This window comes from Aminobacterium sp. EBM-42 (assembly GCF_001896635.1).
Taxonomy (GTDB): Bacteria; Synergistota; Synergistia; order Synergistales; family Aminobacteriaceae; genus Aminobacterium; species Aminobacterium colombiense.
Window position 1 is genome coordinate 14034 of the sequence record NZ_MPPC01000007.1, and the last position, 22250, is coordinate 36283.

Here is a 22250-nt window from a genome sequence, read left to right on the forward strand (position 1 = left end):
CACTCTATTTTAAACAAGATTAAAAGGAGGTAAGGTCATGAGCAAAATCAACACAAAGCTAGTAAGGATCTTGTCAGTGTTATTATGCATCTTTCTTTTCTCTGGAATTGGTTTGGCCAGTGGGGGTACGAAATACCTCAAAATAGCGACAGGCACTGTGGGCGGCACGTGGTTTTCCGGCGGGTCAGTTTTGGCAAGCATTATTACAGAAAAGGTAGAAGGCGCAAACGCTTCCCCTACGATTGGCGGCGGAGTAAGTAACTGCAGGGACGTAGATGCCAATAGAGCACAGATTGGATATTCCTATAGTGGAACGGCTCTTGATGCATGGGAAGGTAGAGTTCCCTTTGAAAAGCCATTAAAAAATTTGAGATACATCGGAAACCAATATATTGAACCATTTCACATCCTGTTTCTAAAAGAACAAGGTTTCAAATCTTTAGATGATTTAAAAGGTAAATCCTTTAGCCCTGGTAAGGAAGGTTTTACGGGAAAAATCGTTTTTGACCGTTTGCTAGAAGAAGCCAATATCTCTTATGACATGCTTGGAAAAGCAACGTATGTAGGTTTCCCAGACGGAGCTCTTCTGATGAAAGATAAACACCTTGATTTTTATGCAATTTTGACAATGCCTCCCAATTCCGCGTTTATGGATGTAGACACATTTTCCGCTGTCGATATCCTGCAGCTTCCTGAAGATTTGCTAAATAGAATGGCTGAAAAATATGGTATGGAAAAATGGATTATCCCCGCTGGCGCATATTCCGGTGTGAAAAATGATATCACCACAGTTGGTTATGGCGGTGGATTCTATTGCAACAAAGATTTGCCTGAAGATCTGGTTTATGAAATAACCAAAGCTCTTTGGGAAAATTATGAGAGATTCGTTGACGCGGCGCCAGCTTCATTTAAGAGCCAGATTAAGCTTGAGAACGCTCTTCGTGGAACAGTGCTTCCTCTTCACGAAGGGGCCTATAGATTTTACAAAGAAAAGGGTATGGAAATTCCCGAGGCAGGTATGCCCCTTAAATAGTTTGATGTCAATTTAGAAAAAGCGTTTCAAAAGAGTGTGTCTACCGGTGCGTAGAGTATTAAACAGGAGGGTTGGCCTATGCTTGCTAACATAAAAAAACATATATTAGGTATCCCCGACGAAGAAACCATCTGGTCGGAACTAAGAAAAAATGGCATTCTTTCTACTTTCATTGGTCTTGTTACTGTATCGCTTGCTTTATTTCACATAATTACGTCCTATGTAGGTCAACTTGAAGCTTTCCAGCACCGGGCGACACACCTTTTGGTTATTCTGGTATTAGTTTTTTTGAGCTCTATAGAAAAAAGGATTAAAGACGTCCATAAGTCAAGTGGCCAAAAGTGGTTGATATCGCTAGATATCCTATTCGCGTTATTGGCAGCTGTGAGTTTGTACTATACCTTTACAAACAGCACTGTTCTTCCTTTACGTGCGGGGAATCCAAATACTTACGACATCATCATTGGCGGTATCATCCTTTTTTTAACCATAGAGGCCGCGCGAAGGCACGTTGGTCTAGGTATCGTGATAGTAAGTGTGTTCTTCCTCTTTTACGTTTACGCCGGGCCGTGGTTCCCCGGATTTTTAAGTCACGCACCCTTTACTATTGGTGAAATTATTAATATCCAATACCTGGATCTTGAGGGTATTTGGGGCTCTCCGTTAGGTGCTTCTGCCAGCTTTGTCATTGTTTTTCTTATATTTGCCGGCTTGCTTATAGAAACGGGTATCCTGGATGTTTTTATGGATTTTTCTATGAAGCTTGTTGGTAAATCTGTTGGTGGCCCTGCTAAAGTGGCAATAGTCTCTAGTACGCTAGTAGGAATGGTTAATGGAACAGCCGTAGGAAATGCCCTCCTCACTGGTCAGGTTTCCATTCCAATTATGAAGAAAATGGGATATAAACCGCCCTTTGCAGCGGCTGTAGAAGCTGCGGCTTCCACTGGCGGACAAGTTATGCCTCCCATCATGGGATCGGCGGCTTTTATCATAGCGATGTTCCTTGGCATTTCTTACAACGAAGTATGCAAAGCTGCTTTGGTGCCGGCTCTCTTATGGTTCTTTTCCCTCTATGTGATAGTCCATTTGGAGGCGCGGAAATGGAACCTCAAACAGCTTACCGATGAAGATCACGCCAATTTGCCTTCTTGGGGGTATTTGTTCCAGAGAAGCTATTTGGCAGTGCCCATGATCGTGCTGATTTTAATAATGGTTATGGGTTTTAGCGAGGTCAGAGCGGGGTTTTGGGGAATAATTTCTCTTCTTGCGGTGAGCCTTATAAGAAAAGAAACCCGATTCACCCTTAAAAGTTTATGCGCAGGTTTAAAATCAGGTGTCCAGATGGCTTTTTCCGTTACAACAGCTTGTGCGTGCGCAGGCATTATTGTAGGGTGTGTTATGCAGTCAGGCCTTGGATATACATTAAGCACCTCCCTGGTGGAAATTGCAAAAGGAAATGCCCTTATACTCTTGCCTCTTGTCATGATAACTGCTCTTGTACTGGGCACAGGAATGATGACCGTTGGGGTGTACATAATCGTCTCTGTTCTATTAATTCCCGCAATGACATCTATGGGGCTGCATACCTTAGGAAGCCATTTATTTGCTTTCTACTTTGGAATTCTTTGTAATATAACTCCTCCTGTAGCTACAGCGGCTTACGGTGCTGCCGGAATTGCGGAAACAAGCCCATGGTCTACCGGGGTAGCTGCCTTTAAACTTGCGATTCCAATATTTTGTGTTCCCTATGTTTTTATTTTTCAGCCCGCTCTCCTTTTGGACGGAACCCTTTCTCAAATATTGTTTACTGTCATCACAACCTTTGCCGGGGTCTTTTGTTTTGACGTCGCTATAACTGGATATTTGTTTAGAAGGTGCAAAGTCGTTGAGAGAGCTATTTTTGTTATAGCAGGCATAGCGCTAATTTTCCCTAGTTTTAAGGTTTCTCTATTAGGAATAGTTCTTTTTGCCATTGCCTTTGCCATACAGAAGTTTTTGAAACTTGAAAATGCCGTAAGCTACAGCTAACAGGCGCCTTTTTGTTCAGAAGATATTTTACGGGAGGATGTTTATATGAATGTTGAAAAAAAGCTTGCTGAATTAGGTCTTGTTTTGCCTGATGTCCCAACTCCTGGCGGTTCTTATGTTCCGGTTCAAATCTCTGGGAATATGGCCTTTACTTCTGGACAGACGGCGTTGATCAACGGGGAAAGAAGGTACCTGGGTAAAGTTGGAAAAGAAGTGTCTTTAGAAGAAGGAGTACTCTCTGCTAGGGATGCATGTCTCAACTGCCTGGCTTCTTTGAAAAAAGAGCTTGGGACCCTCGATGCAGTTACGAAAATAATCAAATTAGTGGGCTATGTTAATAGCGCACCAGGGTTTTATCAGCAGCCGCAGGTGATTAATGGCGCATCAGACCTGCTAGTAGAACTTTGGGGAGAAGTTGGCCGACATGCCAGATCCGCAATTGGCACAGCAGAGCTTCCTGTTAATACGTCTGTGGAATTAGATTTGATTGTTGAAATAAAAAAAGAAGATTAGCGGTACTTTTTAAATAGATTACGACTAAAACTTAAATACAAATGGAGGCACTTCTTATGTTTAAACCTACTGGTTCATGGGTGGCAATGCCCACTCCTTTCAAGTCTGACGACACTATCGACTATAACGGGTTTGAAATTCTTATTGAAAGACAAATCAAGTATGGAACATCCCAATTGTTTGTTTTGGGATCATGTGGCGAAACAAGCCTGCTTACTATTGAAGAAAAGAAAGCGATCGTCAAAGAAGTAATAAAAATGACAAAGGGAAGAATCCCAGTTTTTTTCAATGCTTCGTCAAATACTACGGAGTCAAGTGTTGAATTTGCGAAGTATATTGAAGGCGAGGGTGGAGACGGCGTTATTTTTACGGTACCGCCATATGTGCTGATTCCTCAAGGCGCAGCCTATGACCATCTTGATACATGCATGGGCTCCATTAATATTCCCTGTGGTATCTATAACAACCCATCAAGAATAGGAGTTCTTGTAGAGGCAAGTACCATTGCCAGGCTTTCTGAAAAACACCCAAACTTTGTTGTGGATAAAGAAGCCATGCCTCATGTAAAACAACTGGTGCAGGTAAAACGTCTGTGTGGCGATAAAATTAATATTCTTTGTTGCGATTATCCAAACTATTCAATTGTCATTCCCACCCTTGCTATTGGCGGAAACGGAACAGCTAATATCGGAGGGAACATCATTCCTGAGGAAGTCGCGTTGTTTTCCCGTCCGTGGGATAGCGTAAAAACAATGGAAACATGCAGAGAAACCTACTTTAAATACTTTCCGCTTCTTGAAAGTCTTTACCAGTTGTCTAACCCAATCGTCATTAAGGCTGCTTTGAAGATCCTGGGCTTGCCGGGTGGTCACTTGAGAAAACCCTATTCTGATTTTGTAGGGCCCAAATTTGATGAGCTCAAAAAGTTAATGGGTGAACTTGGCGTATTAGAAAAGTATGGCAACGGCAAATAATTATAAAGAGTCACGTAAGGTTTTAGAAGGGAAGTGTGAACCAAGGTGGGGAAGCATCTGGTAGTTATTGGTGGAACAGCCGCTGGATTGAGTGCTGCTTCGAAGGCAAAAAGAATGGATCCTGACATAAAAGTCTCTGTGTACGAAAGAACAGGGTTCATAGCATATGGTGCTTGCGGATTGCCATATTACATAGGGGATCTTGTTAAAACGGAAGGCAAGTTGGCGGATTTTACCCCAGATGAATTAAAAGAAAAAAGGGATATTTCCACATACATCCATCACGAGGTAACTAAAATTGATGCAGACAGTAAAACCCTAGATGTTTATGACTTAAGAAAAAATGAGTTTTTCAAGGTTCCCTATGATTATCTTGTCATTGCGACGGGAGCGTCACCAATAATACCGGATATTCCCCACGTTCATGCCAATGGCGTGTTCTTCCTTAGAACCGTCGAGGATGGAATGGCTATTAAAAACGCGATTAAAGAAAGAAATGTGAAAAAAGCTCTTATCGTGGGTGGAGGGTTCATTGGCCTTGAAATGGCGGAGCAGCTATCCTTTTTAGGCATAGAGGTCACAATTGTTGAAGCTTTGCCACGGCTTCTGCCTCTTCTTGACGAAGAATATTCCAACGCGGTGAAGAAAAACTTAGAAGAGAACAACGTGTACTTGCATACCGGAACAACAGTAAGCGAGATTATAAGTGAAAATGGCAATGTTGTAGGGGTCAAAACAAATAACGGTGAAATATTTGACACAGACATGGCCATTGTCTCCATAGGTGTGAGGCCAAATTCCAGTATGGCTCAAAACGCTGGACTAAAAACAGGAATTAAAAACGCTATTGTTGTAGATGAGTACATGAAAACCTCTGATGAGTCGATTTGGGCATGTGGAGACTGTGTGCAAACCTTTAATTTTATAACAAAAAGAGAAACTTATGTCCCTCTCGGAACAACTGCCAATAAGCAGGGCAGAATTGCCGGAGGAAATATTGCGGGTGATAAAAGTACGTTTAAAGGAGTGCTGGCATCCCAGATCACAAAAGTCTTCGATCTGTATATAGCATCAACGGGATTGACAGTGGATCAGGCGAGAGAAGCCGGATTTCTGCCAGAAGAGGCGAAAATAGTGAAAAAGGATAAAGCGTCATATTATCCTGGGGGAAAAGACAACAACATAAAGCTTATATTCGATAAAAATACGGGAAGACTTCTTGGAGCCCAGGCAATAGGCAGTGAATCTATCGCAGGAAGAATAAATTTGCTTGCAACGGCAATAACAGCAGGTATGACAGTCGCCGAACTATCAGAGGTCGATTTGGTATATGCTCCCTCTGTAGCCCCTGTTTACGATCCTATCTTGATTGCGGCCAGCCAGGCAGTGAAAAAAGTAGTTTTAAAAAGGGATTAGACCTAACAACCAGGGCAGACTGCAAAAACATCTCTTGATAAGAGGGGAGATCAAATAATGAAAGACATTCAAGAAATAGAAAGAACGCTAAATCAACTAAAGGAAGCTTTGCCGCGGGTCAATCTGGCTTTCCTTCCAACCCCTCTGCATAAGCTCCCAAGACTTTCTCGCCAGTATGACATAGAACTATTCATTAAACGGGACGACTTGACGGGGATCGAATTAGGGGGGAATAAAACTCGCAAACTCGAATTCGTTCTTCCTGACGCCTTAGCGGCGAAAGCCGATTATATTATCACTGGCGCTTCAATCCAATCAAATTGGTGCAGACAGATGGTATCAGCATGCGTACAATGCGGACTCAAAACGATTCTCTATCTCTTTGGGCCCAACATCCCTACTGAATGCCAAGGCAACTTGTTATTAGATAAAACGCTAGGAGCCGAAGTTCACCTTATCAAATTAAATGAGGGAGAGAACCTTTATGACGGGCTCAACAGAACTGAGGAAATGCGCAAAAAACGCATACAAGAGCTCGAAGACGCAGGTCATAATTGTTTCTACCTCAAGGTGGGAGCGCCTTTCCCAAAAGGCCATGCGGCCTATGTATGGGCCATGGCTGAACTTGTTCATCAATTACAGAATTTGGGAATGACCCTGGATGATCTTGATTACATCGTAACCCCCCTTGGTGCCGGGGGAACCTATGCCGGACTGTTCGTGGCAAAAAAACTATTTGAATCAAAAGTGAAGATATATGGATATTGCACCTCGGGCATGCATCCTACTATGGAAGACGACATCTTGAATGCATGTAGGGATACAGCGCATTTCCTAGGGGTAGATTTATCTTTCGGCAAAAGCGACATCCATGTCAGCTTTGACTATGGCGGAGAATATGATGTGCCTACCCCGAAAAGCACGGAAGCAATTAAACATGTAGCACGCAGCGAAGGGGTGCTGTTAGATCCAGTATACACAGCAAAAGCCATGTCCGGACTTCTTGATTATTTAGAAAAAGGATTGATACCCTCTGGAAGCCGCGTTCTATTTTGGCATACGGGCGGTCTTCCTGCCCTATTTTCAGGCCGGGAAACTGCCGGAACGATTTATGAGTAACCAATCATAAATTTAGTAATGGAGGAGTAGCCATGACAATTTACGAGAAATTTGGAATAGAACCGATTATCAATGTGGATGGGCCCCTCACAAGATACGGCGGCGCCATTATGGAGAAAGAAACTTTGGATGCCATGGATGAGGCAGCAAAGTATTCTGTTCCACTGGATCAGCTTCAGGCAGCCGCATCTAAGATCATCGCAGAAAAAACTCATGCTGAAGCGGGGCTTGTAACAGGTGGAGCCTGTGCAGCTCTTACTTTGGCTACAGCAGCATGTATTTGTGGCTACGATGTGGCTCGTATGGATCGGCTGCCCGATACAACCGACATGCCGAACGAAGTCATAATGCCTTGCCACCAGATTAGCGGATATACCCATGCTATACGGGCAGCTGGCGCCAAACTTATTGGCGTAGGAATCCCCCACGCGCCAGTTGCTCCTTTTTCTGTATATATCACCAATAAATGGCACATTGAATCTATGATCACAGAAAAAACAGCTGCCATTGCCTATGTTGTAAGAACAGGAAGCCATCCGTCCCTCGAAGAGGTTATCGAAGTTGGCAAAAAGTATAATATCCCTGTAATTGTAGATGCTGCTCCAGAAATTCCTCCAATAGAAAACCTTCATAAGTTTATAGACATGGGGGCCGATCTGGTATGCATCAGCGGCGGCAAGGGAATCCGCGGACCTCAGAACAGCGGCATCCTCTGCGGTCGCAAAGATCTCATAGCTTCTGCTGCTATCCAAATGTTGGAAGCCCCATCAGAAGCCTATGACGAATGGAACCCGCCAAGCTCTTTCATACCAAAAGATAAATTCCGGGGAACTCCAAGCCATGGAATAGGGCGCGCCATGAAAGTGAGCAAAGAAAATATTGTAGGTCTGTTGACAGCGTTGCAGAATCTAAACGTAGAAGCTTTTGTGGCTAAAGAGGCATCACTTATAGAGTTGTTGCAAGGAATAAAAGGAGAAATAGAGAAAATTCCTGGCATTAGCGCGACTTTTGTTGAATCCGAATACTGTCTATGCTCTTACCCCACCCTTGAAATTAATGTGGATGAAAAAATCACCGGCATAAGTGCGTATGAGATATGCGCAAAGATGCGTTTAAAGAATATCTATTTACGTGATCGCTACGTCAACCAGGGAATAGTCAGGATCTACTCTATAAATATGAACAAAGAAATAGCGGAGAAGATAGAAAAGGCCTTAATCGAAACAATAAATGGTGCCAGGTCTTGAAAATGTGCATAAGCGCATGTTTTCACAATTAATACCCCTAAAAAGAAAAGCTTCCTTCTCTGTATAGCGCAAAGAGCAGCAACTCCTCTCCGAAAGTGGGGCGGCTTAAAGCCGCCCCCTTTGTATTCTCTTGGTACAATTGCACATTTTCAAGACCTGGCACCGATTACTTTGACGACATGAAAATCGCAACGGGGTGGAGAGAAGGGATATTCTCGCATACGATTTTTATTACCACTGCAATGGGAACGGCCAAAACAGCACCACCGCCTCCCCACAGCCATCCCCAAAAGAGCAACGAAACAAGCACCACAATGGGGTTAATATCAAGGGCGTCTCCCATAACCTTTGGAGCCAGTAAATTGCCAATACCCACCTGAATAGACAATAATGCAAAAGCCGTTATGATGGCAGGTGTAAAATCAGGATAAAACTTTACTAATGCCACAAGAATGGGCGGAATGGATGCCAAAATCGATCCAATATAGGGAATAAAGTTAAGCAGAAAGGCTAAAACCCCCCAGTTTACAGAGAAATCCACGCCTATGAGCTTCAGTGCCATCCATACGGCTATCCCCGTCATTGCGCTGATTACGACTGCAGTGGTCAAATATCTCCCGATTTGTTTTGATATGGAGTCGATAATTTGCTGCACACGCACAGAGGTCTTAGGTGAAAAGGCCCTATTTAATTTGTCCGATGAGGTGGGGGACCCTAATAAGATAAAAACAAGAAAAACGATCATGAGAAACAGGTTGCTAACGAGCGATATGGCTGTTCCAGGCAAAGTAATCAGCCAAGCGGTAAGCCGTTTCCCCCAATCAAACTCAAGTAAAAGCTCGGTAGGAATGTCATTTGTTTTTCCGAATTCTTGCACGAGCAGCAATAGCTTATCGTAATACGAAGGGAAAGCGTTTGCAAAAGGAACTAAGCGCCTGTACAGAAAGCTCAATGCCAATAGGCAAAGCCCAAGAAAAACCGCTATAAGAGCGGTGATAGAAAGAACAGGCGGAATTTTTTTGCGCTCAAGGGTGCGGATCATTGGCTTGAAAATGTAAGAAATAAGCCAGGCTACTACAAGCGGCATCACGACTCCTCTGGCAAAATGCAATACCATCCCCGCAGCAACAATGCTCAGGAAGCCCAAAAAGAAAACTTGGCTTCGCAATCCATATCGACCGACGACTTGTACTTTTTCTTTGGAGTCGTATTTATTATCAGTGGAAAAGGTCATTTTGTGCCCCCCTGAACAGTATTTCAACTTATTAAGTCTACCTATTTTACCCTATGGTGCCAGGTCTTGAAAATGTGCATTGGTGCATGATTTCACTATCTAGGCACAAAGCAACAAATCAAAACGGGGCCGCTCAATTCAATCGAGCAGCCCCTGTCTTATCTCTCATCATTCCCGTTACTGCATACTTCTGACACAATTGCACATTTTCAAGACCTGGCACCACTTCCGTCGCGGATCCCCTCGGCAGAAGTGAGAACGTGTGCCCGCATCAATTCAACAGCTCTTTCTTCATCACGGTTTCTCAATGCCTTAACGATTTCCCTGTGTTCATCGAGGCTTGGATTTCCTCCAAAATCAAAAAACGACTCAAAAAGAACCAGATATACAAAAGAGCGAGAGAGCACGCTTACTATAAATTCGTATAAAACCACGTTTCCGCTGGCCTCTGCGATGATTTTGTGAAAAGCATTATTGATTTCCAGATACTTATCGAGGTCTTTTGCGGCAAAGATGCTTTCTTCTTTCTGAATTTCTTCTTCTAACATGCAGAGCTGAAGTGGAGTAATTCGGTGCACAGCTTTTTTAATGGCAAGGCACTCCAGATAGGCCCTCATTTCGAAGGTGTTCTCTATTTCTTCTTTCGAAGGGTTTACCAGGCTTGCTCCCTCGTTAGGGAAAATGTTAATTAGCCCCTCATTCGCCAATTGCCTAAAGGCTTCCCGCACAGGGGTCCGGCTTACATTTAACTGCTCAGCAATAGCGATTTCCGGAAGGCGCTGTCCAGGTTTAAATTCTTTATTCATAATCTTATGGCGCAGTTCCTTATACGCATAATCTACAGATGATTGAACTTGCGAACGGTGTCTCAACAAGAACTCCCCCCAACATGGGTTTTTATTAATACAGGCGGCCCATTGAGAGCCCCTATACAATCAGCTTTTCGAACAAAACAAAAACCATCTTTGTTTTTTATAATATTGTACCAATTCTTTTCAAAAAAAGTATAGTTTGGCAATTATGTTGAGCGTTGTGTTTCTTTACAAGCCTCAATTTTTAGTTTTACTCAAGTTGCTGTATCCATTGAATACTAAAAGATGCCAGCAGCCTTGTCAAGAATTATTCATTTTAAAAACGTTAGTAAAGCAAAAAGTAAAACTATCTTTTAAAGTTAGATAAGTGAATTGTCAAAGAATATCTTCACATCACCAGATGTATTTGTTTAAACAGTTTTAAGATACATCTCATTTAAATTGCCACACTTGCCAATTTCAAAACTTGACAAAAGGTAAAAATACGCTATAAATAACTTATGAATACCTTGTATCCCAAGAATACAAAATGATTCTAACACGTATATTTCAAATGATCTCCCGCTTCTTTGCATCTGCACAAGACATGCTTCTTTTGACAGAATAGCGTTTATCTCCAAAAGGTGCTTAATTTGAATCAATTAATATTTTAATTGGAGTTTTAGAAACCCTGCGTGGAAAACGCGGAAACCATGAAGTATATCAAAACTTCGGCATTAATTGACTCTTGCTTTCAGCATAAATTTAGGGGGGCTATGTGTATGAACGTGATTAAAAACGTGGATATAGCTGTCAACGCAAATGTCTATAACGATGGAAAAGTTACGAGCAGAACTTTCTGGACAAAAGAAGGAATGAAAAAGACGATAGGAATTCTGTTGCCAGGTCGTTATTCTTTTTCTACAGATGGGGAAGAAAAAGTAGAGATAACCTCGGGCTTCATTGAGGTTAAGATCCATCCTTCCTGCAGCTGGGTACGGTATGGAGAAGGGGAATTTTACGTGCTCCCTGCATCAACCTCATTTGAGCTGCAATGCAAAGAAATTGTAGAGTATGTTTGCAGTTATTCCAACAATTAATAGGGAGGGGAAAAAATGAAAGTTTCGTCGAAGATAGGAATTTTTGCTTTATGTGTCGCGTTGTTCTTGGCATGTGGTTTTATGAACCCAGAAACATCTGAAGCAGCTGACACTGTTTACAAGTGGAGAGCGGTAACCCATTCTCTCTCGGGAACGGAAGACTACAAGATCATTCAAGAATTTTGTGAAATGGTTAATAAGGCTTCAAACGGCAGACTTGTAATAGAACCTTTTGGTGCTGGTGTTTTGTTTCCAGTTTTCGATTCTTTTGATGCTATTAAAAACGGCATTGTAGAACTCTCTATGTGTTCAACAGGCTACTGGACTGGTAAAGATCCTATGTTTGCAGCCTTTGCCACCCGTCCGGGATGTCCTATTCGCAGCTACCATGAAGTTATGTATCTTGATAGGGCTGCTTATCCAGTTATGAAAGAACTTTATGCAAAACACGGCCTTACGCTCCTCGGAACTTTTGACGCCTGCACACCAGAACCCTTAATGCTCGCTAAGAAACCTATTCAGTCCATTCAGGATTTTAAGGGAATGAATATCCGTACAAGCGGAATGGGCACACAGTTTTACCAGGCTTTAGGAGCCTCTGCCGTATCATTGTCTGGTCCTGAAATCTATACTGCACTTCAGCTTGGCACCATCGATGCAGCGGAGTGGACAAACTGGCAGGAAAATATGGAAATGGGATTCCATGAAGTAGTAAAGTATGCTCTTGATCCGGCAGTTCATATTGGAGCAACTTCAAGCAAATTCCTCACAGTGAATCCTAAGAAATGGGAAGCTCTTCCAGAAGATCTAAAGACCATAGTGCTTCTAGCAATGGATCATGCCAGATATCAGTCTGCCCTGAAAATGCATTCTAGTGATGAGTTTTACAAGAGAAAGTGGATAGAAAGCGGTGTGGAAGTCGTAAGTCTCCCTGCAGAAGATTTTAAGGAAATGCAGAAAGTCGGAATGAAAGTTTATAAAGAATATGTTGAAAAGGCTCCCAATGGTCAGGCGTATTTAGAGATATATGCCCGTGTACTCCATGAGCTTGGTTACGAGGAAGAAGCAAGATTTTATGGATATGGGCAGTAGCAATTAGTAATCTTTGTTCTTGACAGAGTGAAGGTGGGGTTCTTAATGATCAACCTTCACTCTGCCTTTCAATGCAATTGCTCGAAAGGAGAATCTCCGTTGATGGAAAAGATCAATAAATTATTAGCCTACCTGACACTTCCTTTGGCCGTAGTTATAGTTTACAGCGCTTTCATGAGATATGTCTTTCACAACATGCCTGACTGGAGTTTCGAAATATCTCTTTTTATGTTTGGTATTCAGGCCATAATGGGAGGAGCGTATTGCCACGCAAGAAAAAAGCACGTAAGTGTAGATATTTTAGAAAAATATCTTTCTCCTAAAGGTAAAATTCGTCTTGAGATTGTTTCAGAGTGTGTCATCCTATTCGTTTGTATTATTCTCATTTACATCAGCGTTCCATGGGCATGGCAATCCTTTATGATAGGTGAAAAATCCATGCATCAAACAGCATTCAATCCTTCAATCTGGTGGTTTAAAACAGTTGTTCCTGTAGGAACGCTACTGCTTATGGTGCAATCTTTTCGCAATCTCAGCATAAAAATCCGGGAGTGCCGGGGAAAGTAAAAAGAAGGAGAAAACATGACCATTTCATATGTACCTCTTGCGATGTTTGGTGTTCTTTTTGCGGTTTTAGCCTTAGGGATTCCCATTGCTTTTTCTCTCTGTTTTATCAGTATTATTTTTGCGTGGAGTCTCTGGGGCTTTGGCGGCGTATCTCTTCTAACAACGGCTGTATGGGGGACAATGAACAACTTCGCTCTTATAGCTGTTGTTCTATTTGTTTACATGGCCCTTATTTTGCAAAAAACGCGAGTTGTTGAAGATATCTATGATGCCTGTTATAAGTGGTTTGGAGGCGTTCGAGGTGGATTGGCTGTTACGACTATAGTGGTAGGAGCCATCTTGGGGGCAGTTTCCGGTGTTGTTGCCGCAGGTGTAATCGGACTGGGACTCATCGGTTTGCCTCAAATGTTGAAATATGGCTACAATAAAAAAGTCAGTTTGGGGTCGGTTCTTGCGGGAGGAACCCTTGGACAGCTTATTCCGCCAAGCACTACTATGGTGGTTTATGGGGCTATAACGGGAGTATCAGTCGGTGGTCTTTTTGCTGGAGGAATAACATGCGGTCTCTTTCTTGCTTTTCTTTACTGTGTCTATATCCTTACCAGATCATTTCTTGACAAGGGCTTTTGTCCAGCTCTTCCAGAAGAAGATCGCGCAACTTTTATAGAAAAAATAAAAAGTTCTAAAGGAATTATCCTTCCTACTATTTTAATTTTCCTTGTCTTGGGTTCCATCCTTTCAGGAGCGGCGACTCCTACAGAAGCTGCGGGAGTTGGCGTAGCAGGGGCATTGATGCTTGGTGTGATGAGCCGCCGTCTTACATGGAAGATGGTAGCGGAGTCAGCATGGGAAACTCTTGAAATAACCGCTATGGTGGGATGGATTGTTGCTGGAGCTCTTGCCTTTGGTTCTGTCTTTTCCGGAACAGGTGGAAACCAGCTTGTCATGACTATTGCGACCTCCCTTCCTGGTGGGCGATGGGGAGTTTTCATTGCTGCGAATATTTTTGTATTCTTTCTTGGAATGTTCTTGGAACCCACAGCCATGATTATGCTTGCAGCTCCAATCCTTTCTCCATTGATGACAAAAATGGGCTTCGATCCTCTATGGTGGGGACTCGTATTTATGATGTTGCTTCAAATGGCTTATATCTCACCTCCCTTTGGCTTCAGCCTATTTTATCTTAAGGGAGCTACTCCTAAGGATATTGATATTTCAGATATTTATGCAGCTAGCGTGCCGTTCATGGGCCTACAAATTCTGGCCGTCATTTTATTGGCCTTTTTCCCGGAAATAGCTGTGGGTTTATCGAAGTTGCTCATTTAATTTGACAAGAAAATCAATATGTAAATAAGGGGTGCTTAAACCATGGAATATTTGTTAATAGAGGGCGGCAAAGTTTGGACTGGCGCAGGTACTGTAGAAGAAGCGCTTCTTCTTGGGGGAGACAAGGTAATTGCTGTGGGCAGCAAAAGCAGCGTGCAATCTCATCCGAAAGCGGCAAAGGCTAAAAAAATTGCACTCAAGGGAGAAACAGTCATTCCAGGCATGACAGACAGCCATCTCCACTTGACGGCTGTTGCCAAATATAAAGTAGCTATAGATTTGAGCGATGTTAAAAGTAAAGAAGAATTCTTGCAGAGAATAAAAAAAGGCGCTGAGAATTCTACTTCGGACAGTTGGGTGTATGCGTCCAGATTAAATGAGGCACATTGGGATAGACCTGCTCTTCCCACCCGGGAAGATCTTGATTCCCTGAACTTGCCTAATCCTATCGTGGTAACCCGTATCTGTTCCCATACCAATGTGGTTAATACGAATGCGCTGGAGAAATGCGGCATTCCCTTAGATGCAGACATAGAGGGAGCCGTAAAAGGACTTGACGGCAAACTCAACGGCATACTTCATGAGCAAGCGGGATTTAATGTAGTGGAAAAAATGAAGAAAAGTCTCTACACTCAAGAGCGAGTTACCGAGCTTGTTGCAGAAAAGTGCCATGAAATTGCTGCCTATGGCTTAACGGCGATCCATCCTTGCGGCGCTTTTTCCTATGGTCTTGAAGAGAGTCTCGAGGTATACCAGTCTCTCAGAGCTGCCAATCGTCTTTCACTAAGAGTATTTGCCTATTTCGATTTTATGCCCAATCTGCCAATTTCAAGTGGTTTAGGTGATGACTGGGTTAAATATCAGGGATGGAAAACATTTCTGGATGGATCACTCGGAGCCGCTACCGCAGCCTTCACAGAACCATACTCTGACAATCCGGAAAGTTGCGGTCTTTTAAACCATTCCCTTGACGAAGTTAAGGCCTGGCTTGAAGAATGTCAGTCCAGAGGTATTCAGGCGCAGATTCATGTTATAGGAGACAGGGCTCTGGATCAGGCACTTGACGCTATAGAATACGTTGTGTCAAAACGGGGAACAACCTCCCATTCTTTGCCGGTTCGTTTGGCTCATACACAGCTGTGCAGGCCGGATCAAATTAAACGAATGGCATCTCTCAGAGTTGTCTGTGATATTCAACCCATGTTTTTACCTAGTGATATGCATATGGCCCCTTCTCGACTGGGAGAAAAACGTCTTGAAATGGCTTATCCATGGCGTTCTCTTTATGACGGCGGTTTGCTTTTGACAGGTTCGAGCGATACTCCGGCAGAATCCATCAACCCGTGGACAGGTGTGTGGGCTGCTGTAAATCGCACTGGCGCCGACGGTAAGCCTGAAGAAGGATGGACGCCTAAAGAAAAACTTACATTGGAACAAGCCCTAAAAATTTACACTGTCAATCCTTACAAAGCTATGGGGTATGAAAACATTGGAACTTTGGAAGTTGGCAAGAAAGCAGACGTTGTCGTTCTAAACAATGACATTTGGGGGATGCCCACCCAGAAATTAAAAGATGTTACCCCTCAATATGTATTTGTTGATGGGCTTCAAAGTGTTGGCGATTTGACAGACTGGCCTACTATCAGCAAGTAAAATACGCAGAGCAATCTCAAATTCGTTTCTTATCAGTATTTTGTACTATTAGTTTATCGTCAAAATATGTATTCTTTGAACACCATGAATTCAAGAAAGAGGAGGAAGCTCATGGCCAAGAATAAGGTTGTATATCCTTATATTCCTAACTCTGTTCCTCATATTCAAGAAGAAATGTTAAAAGAAATAGGAGCAGAAAGCATTGATGAATTTTTTGAATGTATTCCTGAAGAGCTTAAACTTAAAGGTCCTCTTGACCTTCCTGCCCCTCTTCTCTCCGAGGCAGGGCTGAAGCGTCATATCGAACGGATTCTTTCTAAAAACGCAACAATATCTGAAAATATCAGTTTTCTTGGCGGAGGTTGCTGGAACCACTACGTTCCAGCCGTGTGTGACGAAGTTAACCAACGTTCTGAGTTTCTCACCGCCTACGCCGGGGAGCCCTACGAAGATCATGGTAGATTTCAGGCACTTTTCGAATATGAAAGTATGATGGCCGAGCTTATAGACATGGATGTAGTAAACGTCCCCACATATGACGGGGCTCAGGCATCCGCTACATCTATTCGAATGGCCGCTCGTATTACAGGCCGACAGGAGGTTCTTGTGGCAGAAAATATTCATCCTGAAACCATGTCGGTCATAAAAAACTACTGCAACCCTGATCTCACTATTGCCTATGTTCCATGCGACCCCAAAACAGGCTGCCTTGATCTTCAGAAACTCCAGAGTCTTGTTTCGTCAAAAACAGCAGTTCTTTACTTCGAAAACCCATCTTTTATCGGCACCATAGATCCCAACGGCGAAAAAATGGCAGAAATTCTTCATAACGCCGGTGCCCTCATGGTCACAGGGGTTGATTCTTCCTCCATGGGATTGCTCACCCCACCTTCCCGTTACGGCGCTGATATCGTGTGCGGCGACATACAGCCTCTCGGCATGCACACCTATTACGGTGGGGCCAGAGGCGGTTTCATGGGGGTTCGAGATGATGAAACCTTTATCAAAGAATATCCATCCCGGCTTTTTGGCATTGCCCCCACCTCTCATGGAGAATGGGGGTTTGGAGACGTTGCCTGGGAACGTACCTCCTTTGCCGAACGGGAGAACGCAAAGGAATTTGTAGGAACCGCCGCTGCCCTTTGGGGCATCACCGCAGGAGTCTACCTAGCCCTTATGGGCCCTAAAGGCATGAAAGAGCTTGGGGAGAGCATTTATGTGCGCTGCCAATACCTCATGAAGAGGATGGAAGAGCTTCCGGGCGTCAAAATTCCTCTTGCATCAACAGCTCATTTCAAAGAGTTCCTTGTGAATTTTGACGGTACTGGAAAAACGGTGCAAAAAATCAACAAAGCTCTTCTGGACAAGAATATTTTTGGCGGCCTTGACGTTTCAAAAATATTCCCCGGCTACGGTGAGTGTGCCCTCTACTGCGTAACAGAGACTGTGACCCAGGAAGACATGGATACGCTCATCACAGCTCTGGTCGAAATTCTTGCATAAAAGAAAGGAAGGAACACTCATGGGAATGAATATGCAAACCAAACTGAGAGACTTCCATCAGGCTCGATGGGATGAGCCTATTATCTATGAACTCTCTACGCCAGGTGAGCGAGGAGTGCTTTTGCCTGAAATAGAGGAAGGCATTCAGAACAGCGCAAAAGATGCTATGGCAAAACTTCCCTCCCACATGGTTCGTTCAGACTATGCAAATCTTCCTGAAATGGGGCAGATGAGAGTGTTGAAGCACTATCTGCGCCTATCCCAGGAAAACCTTGGCGCTGATCTTAATATCGACATTGGGCAAGGAACCTGCACCATGAAATATAATCCTAAAATAAATGAAGAATTGGCACGCAATCCCAAAATAAGCAAACTTCATCCCTATCAGGATGAATCTACAGTTCAGGGAGCTCTCGAAATTATCTATAACATGGATCATGCCTTGAGAGCCATTTCCGGCATGGATGCCTTCTCCCTGCAAACAGGCGGCGGCTCTCAGGCCCTTTATTCGATAATTTCTATTATCAGGGCCTGGGTTGAACATACCAAACAGACGGAAACCAAAGATGAAATCATCACAACCATCTATTCCCACCCGTCAAATGCAGCTGTGGCGAAACTCAAAGGCTTCAAGGTAATCACCATTTACCCCGGTGCAGATGGGCGGCCGGATTACGAAGCCCTTAAAAATGCCGTGTCGGAACGTACCGCGGCTCTCATGATTACAAACCCTGAAGACATTGGCATTTACAACTCTCGCATTAAGGAGTTCACAGACCTGGTGCACAGCGTTGGCGGACTCTGCAGTTACGACCAGGCCAACCTCAACGGCATTATGGGCATTACCAGGGCCCGGGAAGCCGGTTTTGACATTTGCTTCTTCAACCTTCACAAAACTTTCTCCGCTCCTCATGGATGCGGCGGTCCGGGAAGCGGAGCCGTTGGCGTTACCGATATGTTGAAGCCCTTCCTTCCTGTTCCCGTGGTAGAAAAGAATCTGGAGACAGGGGCTTTCTTCTTGAATAACGACCTTGCCCATACCATTGGAAAAAACAAAAACTTCTACGGAACCATCTCGGCCATTCTTAAGGCTTACGCATGGGTTAGAGCCTTGGGGGCCGATGGAATTAAAGAGGCTGCCAGAGTAGCGGTTTTAAACAACAACTATATGTTTAGAAAGATTCTGGCCATTCGGGGAGCGTCAGCACCCTATGCAGAAGGGGAGCATCGTATTGAACAGGTTCGTTACAGCTGGCAGAAACTAAAAGAAGAAACAGGCATCACTACAAACGACGTTCAGAACAGGATGTTCGATTTTGGCGTTCATTACTGGACCAGCCATGAGCCATGGATTGTACCGGAACCATTCACTATCGAACCTACGGAATCTTATTCCAAGCAAGAACTCGACGAGTTCCTTGCCATTACAGAACAGATTGTGAAGGAAGCTTACGAAAACCCGGAGATTGTGAAGACAGCACCTCACAACAGCACGATCCACCATGTACATCATGAGTATTTTGACGATCCGGAAAAATGGGCCATCACATGGCGGGTCTACAATAAAAAATATCAGGGATACTTTGAGAAAAAAGAAACAGAGGAATAAATCAAAATGAAGAAGCTGGGGCTGATCATAAATCCAATAGCGGGCATGGGTGGCAAGGTTGGGCTTAAGGGAACCGATGGCCTCAGCATATTATCGCGCGCTCTGGAAATGGGAGCCGCCCCCCATTCTCCAGGTCGTGCCGCTGCGGCTTTAAAACAGCTTCTAAGTATAAAAGAGCAGATACAAATTATAACCTTTCCCGGCGATATGGGTGAAACCGTGGCAAAGCAATGGGGTTTTTCAACCCAGACCCTCCTGAAAGGGATAGTTTCTGAAAAAAACACCACACGAGATGATACCCTCAGGGCCGCAAAAGAACTGCTCGATCAAAAGGTAGATCTTCTGCTTTTTGCAGGAGGGGACGGCACAGCCCGTGACATCTACGAAAGTGTAAAAACAAATCTCACAGTATTAGGAATCCCCTCGGGAGTAAAAATACACTCTGCCGTTTTTGGCTGCTCCCCCCAACAGGCGGGAGAGCTGGCACTCTTGTACTTAAATGGTAGCGAAACACGGGAAAAAAGTGCGGAGGTCATGGATATTGATGAAGACCTTTTCAGAAAGGGCATTGTTACGGCCAAACTCTATGGATACCTCAAAATTCCCTTTGAAAAGAGGAGGGTACAGCGCCTTAAAGCCGGGAGCTCGATATCAGAAGAGGCGCTTCACCAGGCTATAGCGGCCCATGTTGTTACCAACGAAATGAATTCCGACACGCTTTATGTCATAGGGCCCGGAACAACAACACGATCTGTAATGACCGTCCTTCAACTTGACTACTCCCTTTTGGGCGTCGATTGTATTGTTAACAAACGGCTTGTTGAGAAAGACCTTTCGGAAGAGGCGCTCTTAAAACTCTGTGCTCAATACGAAAAGCGAAAGCTCATAATTACTCCTATCGGGGGACAAGGTTTTCTTCTAGGGCGAGGAAATCAGCAGATAAGTTCAAAAGTTCTTCGTTTTTTCTCCCGTAACGATATTCTTGTTCTCTGCACGCCGGCAAAGCTTCATGCTTTAGAAGGTTCTCCGCTGCTCATAGATACCGGCGACAGTTCTATTGACCAAAAGTTTTCTGGTTACATGCGCCTCATTACGGGGTACAACGAATACGTAATGTATAACGTAGTGGTGCCAGGTCTTGAAAATGTGCATTAGCGTATAGTTTCACGAGTAAGACACAGGTAATAGCAGGGGCTGCTCAGTTGATCTGAGCGGCCCCTGTCTTTTATCTCAACATTCCCATTACAGCATGCTTCTGACACAATTGCACATTTTCAAGACCTGGCACCATTCCCTTCTCTTTGGTATTATTATCCATTGTATGTTTAAAAAATTCACGCTACAAATACTTATCATATAGAGTTTTGGTAAGATGCTCACGATGGTGATAGGAGGAAAAATAATGGAACAACTTCTTGTCTATGGAGGAAAAGTTTGGACAGGCGATTCGGATAAGCCCTTTGCAGAGGCGTTACTTGTGGAGGGAAACCGTTTTATCGCTGTCGGTACCCTAGAGGAAGTTAGAAACGCCGCAAAAAAGGCAGAAAATAAAAAAACCACTGAGTTACATCTCAACGGCAATCTTGTTATGCCAGGTATATCAGATGCTCACTTTCATTTCACAGCTTTCGCCAAACAGAATCTATATCTTGATCTTCAGGATATCCGCTCCCTCGACGAGCTTTTAGAAACTATTAAAAACTATGCCCGCCAGGTTCCTGCAGGTTCATGGATACGGGGCGTTCGATACAACGAAATGAACTGGGAAAAACCCGAAAAACTCTCCCGTTCCGTGCTTGATTCTTTAAATCTGCCTCATCCCGTTATTCTAAGCCGATATTGCGGCCACGCCCACGTAGCCAATACTTTGGCCCTTGAAAAGGGAGGGCTTCTGCAATCTCCCAACCTTTCCTCTGATGAAATGGAGCGGGATAGTTCTGGCCAACTCACAGGCAATATTTTTGAACGGGCGGCAATGCCCCTTCTAAGACGTGTAGAAGAAGAGTATGAGACTCCCGAAAAGATGCAAAAAGGCGTTGCCGAGGCCGGATTCATCGTGGCAAAAACAGGAACCACATCTGTTCATGCCAGCGATGCCCGGTCATACGGCTTGGGGGAAGATATTTTTGCCTTTCAGGGTCTCGCTGAGGAAGGCGCATTGCCAATTCGGGTGAACACATACCATGACGCCCTTCCAAACTTTACATTCCGCACTGGATTTGGCGATACCTGGGTTCGCTACGGCGGGTTAAAGGTTTTTCTCGATGGATCCTTAGGCGGGCACACTGCAGCCCTTCTTTCTCCCTATTCAGACAAAGCAGATGAAAAAGGAATCCTCCTTTACTCTGATGACGAACTTTACAACCTTCTGTATGACGCCGCCAGCCGTTCAATCCAGGTTCAGATCCACATGATCGGCGATGCTGCCATAGAGCAGGGCATCCGGGTTGTAAAACGGCTTCTTTCGAACATAGAAAAACCGGCCCTGCCCTTCAGGTTCAACCATCTTATAGTCTGCCACCCTGAACAAATAGAAGAGCTCAAAACCCTTCCCATTGTGGCAGACATTCAGCCAACCCAGTCTTACACAGACAGGGTGATGGCCCCGTCACGCCTTGGTTCTGACCGGTTGCCTTATTTGTATAATTTTAGAACCCTCTACGAAACAGGCCTGTTGCTCACTGGGTCAAGTGATTGCCCCATGGAGCTTCCAAACTCATGGTTAGGCATATGGGCGGCCGTAGCACGCAGCGAAATGGACGGCACTCCTTTGAGCTACCTCAATCCAGATGAAACGCTCACTCTCGAACAGGCCCTTCGCATCTACACCGTCAATCCCCCAGAAGCGGCGGGGATGGGCCATATCCTGGGAAAAATCAAAGAGGGCTATCTTGCCGATTTCACTATCATAGACGGGGATCCCTTTACCATGCCCGTACAGCAATTAAAAGACACAGAATCTCTTTACACCTTCGTTGACGGCAAGCTCAGCTACGGGAATATAGAGAACTGGCCTCACATAAAAGATATCCGCTAAGGCAGGAG

At 44.1% G+C, this 22250-nt stretch carries 18 protein-coding genes; 16 read left to right on the forward strand and 2 right to left on the reverse strand.

Features of this window, described 5'->3' with window-relative positions; all coding sequences use genetic code 11:
* The first annotated feature begins 37 nt into the window (after positions 1 to 37).
* The 7 genes from BUC50_RS01560 (at position 38) to BUC50_RS01590 (ending at position 8330) form a co-directional block, all read left to right on the forward strand.
* Entirely contained in the window at positions 38 to 1033 is a 996-nt protein-coding gene (locus BUC50_RS01560; RefSeq protein WP_286677062.1) for a TAXI family TRAP transporter solute-binding subunit, read from the forward strand.
* A 78-nt stretch (positions 1034 to 1111) separates the two neighbouring features.
* Positions 1112 to 3061 carry a TRAP transporter permease gene (locus BUC50_RS01565; protein ID WP_013049145.1) on the forward strand — a complete coding sequence of 650 codons (1950 nt, stop codon included), beginning with the start codon at positions 1112 to 1114 and terminating at the stop codon, positions 3059 to 3061.
* 45 nt (positions 3062 to 3106) lie between these two features.
* On the forward strand, positions 3107 to 3574 hold the full coding sequence (locus BUC50_RS01570; RefSeq protein WP_013049144.1) for a RidA family protein: 468 nt from the start codon (positions 3107 to 3109) through the stop codon (positions 3572 to 3574).
* 56 nt (positions 3575 to 3630) lie between these two features.
* A complete protein-coding gene (locus BUC50_RS01575; RefSeq protein WP_013049143.1) occupies positions 3631 to 4548 on the forward strand; it encodes a dihydrodipicolinate synthase family protein in 918 nt (305 codons plus the stop codon).
* Positions 4549 to 4593: 45 nt separating this feature from the next.
* A complete protein-coding gene (locus BUC50_RS01580) occupies positions 4594 to 5964 on the forward strand; it encodes an FAD-dependent oxidoreductase (RefSeq protein WP_013049142.1) in 1371 nt (456 codons plus the stop codon).
* A gap of 57 nt (positions 5965 to 6021) precedes the next feature.
* A complete protein-coding gene (locus tag BUC50_RS01585; RefSeq protein ID WP_013049141.1) occupies positions 6022 to 7083 on the forward strand; it encodes a 1-aminocyclopropane-1-carboxylate deaminase/D-cysteine desulfhydrase in 1062 nt (353 codons plus the stop codon).
* A 32-nt stretch (positions 7084 to 7115) separates the two neighbouring features.
* The gene (locus BUC50_RS01590) at positions 7116 to 8330 is read left to right on the forward strand and encodes an aminotransferase class V-fold PLP-dependent enzyme (RefSeq protein ID WP_013049140.1); all 1215 of its coding nucleotides are present in this window, start codon (positions 7116 to 7118) and stop codon (positions 8328 to 8330) included.
* 166 nt (positions 8331 to 8496) lie between these two features.
* On the opposite strand, the gene BUC50_RS01595 is transcribed toward BUC50_RS01590, so the two are convergent.
* Positions 8497 to 9564, reverse strand: a complete 1068-nt coding sequence (locus BUC50_RS01595) for an AI-2E family transporter (RefSeq protein ID WP_213700628.1) — start codon at positions 9562 to 9564, stop codon at positions 8497 to 8499.
* Between the two features lie 209 nt (positions 9565 to 9773).
* A complete protein-coding gene (locus BUC50_RS01600; protein WP_013049138.1) occupies positions 9774 to 10436 on the reverse strand; it encodes a GntR family transcriptional regulator in 663 nt (220 codons plus the stop codon).
* 701 nt (positions 10437 to 11137) lie between these two features.
* Here BUC50_RS01600 and ppnP point away from each other — a divergent pair.
* The 9 genes from ppnP to BUC50_RS01645 all read left to right on the forward strand — a co-directional run bounded on the left by ppnP (position 11138) and on the right by BUC50_RS01645 (position 22242).
* A complete protein-coding gene (ppnP, locus tag BUC50_RS01605) occupies positions 11138 to 11455 on the forward strand; it encodes a pyrimidine/purine nucleoside phosphorylase (RefSeq protein ID WP_013049137.1) in 318 nt (105 codons plus the stop codon).
* Positions 11456 to 11470: 15 nt separating this feature from the next.
* Positions 11471 to 12547 (forward strand): TRAP transporter substrate-binding protein, encoded by a 1077-nt coding sequence (locus tag BUC50_RS01610; RefSeq protein WP_013049136.1) that lies wholly within the window; start codon positions 11471 to 11473, stop codon positions 12545 to 12547.
* Between the two features lie 45 nt (positions 12548 to 12592).
* Positions 12593 to 13114 (forward strand): TRAP transporter small permease subunit, encoded by a 522-nt coding sequence (locus BUC50_RS01615; protein WP_083775814.1) that lies wholly within the window; start codon positions 12593 to 12595, stop codon positions 13112 to 13114.
* Between the two features lie 15 nt (positions 13115 to 13129).
* Positions 13130 to 14440, forward strand: coding sequence for a TRAP transporter large permease (locus BUC50_RS01620; RefSeq protein WP_013049134.1), 1311 nt, complete (start codon positions 13130 to 13132; stop codon positions 14438 to 14440).
* Positions 14441 to 14482: 42 nt separating this feature from the next.
* A complete protein-coding gene (locus BUC50_RS01625) occupies positions 14483 to 16093 on the forward strand; it encodes an amidohydrolase (protein ID WP_013049133.1) in 1611 nt (536 codons plus the stop codon).
* 111 nt (positions 16094 to 16204) lie between these two features.
* Positions 16205 to 17596 (forward strand): aminomethyl-transferring glycine dehydrogenase subunit GcvPA, encoded by a 1392-nt coding sequence (gcvPA, locus tag BUC50_RS01630; RefSeq protein WP_286677063.1) that lies wholly within the window; start codon positions 16205 to 16207, stop codon positions 17594 to 17596.
* A 25-nt stretch (positions 17597 to 17621) separates the two neighbouring features.
* Complete coding sequence (gene gcvPB, locus BUC50_RS01635; RefSeq protein WP_286677076.1) at positions 17622 to 19205, forward strand: aminomethyl-transferring glycine dehydrogenase subunit GcvPB; 1584 nt, start codon at positions 17622 to 17624, stop codon at positions 19203 to 19205.
* A gap of 6 nt (positions 19206 to 19211) precedes the next feature.
* Entirely contained in the window at positions 19212 to 20360 is a 1149-nt protein-coding gene (locus tag BUC50_RS01640) for an ATP-NAD kinase family protein (RefSeq protein WP_013049130.1), read from the forward strand.
* 247 nt (positions 20361 to 20607) lie between these two features.
* On the forward strand, positions 20608 to 22242 hold the full coding sequence (locus BUC50_RS01645; protein WP_273015159.1) for an amidohydrolase: 1635 nt from the start codon (positions 20608 to 20610) through the stop codon (positions 22240 to 22242).
* Positions 22243 to 22250: the final 8 nt, after the last annotated feature.